We start from the raw sequence: 311 nt of genomic DNA on the forward strand, positions 1-311 counted from the left end.
TAGGGTCAGTGACTGGGGTGAAGTCGTAACAAGGTAGCCGTAGGGGAACCTGCGGCTGGATCACCTCCTTTCAAGGAATGTGTCGTGATGTCGAGGGCGGATGCTCTTGGGTTGCGACCAATCCTTCTAGACTAACTGCCGATCAAGCAGGCTCCGCTCTCCTCTCTCGATGTCTTAACCGACGTCGAGAGTTCTTCCAAAAGACTGGACCCGCTGGGGCTTTGGCCCCGGCGGTTGTTCTTTTGACATTTGAAGATGGAATGGTTGGTTAGTTGATTGGATAAGTGTGTGTGATTTGCGCTGGCCTGGTC

Annotated in this window: 1 rRNA gene; it reads left to right on the top strand. The window is 53.4% G+C overall.

From position 1 onward, the window contains the following. Positions 1-71: ribosomal RNA gene (locus tag JMJ56_RS33425) — 16S ribosomal RNA — on the top strand; the annotation flags it as partial. Positions 72-311 lie beyond the last annotated feature (240 nt).

Origin of the sequence: Belnapia arida, assembly GCF_016773205.1 — a bacterium.
Lineage (GTDB): Bacteria > Pseudomonadota > Alphaproteobacteria > Acetobacterales > Acetobacteraceae > Belnapia > Belnapia arida.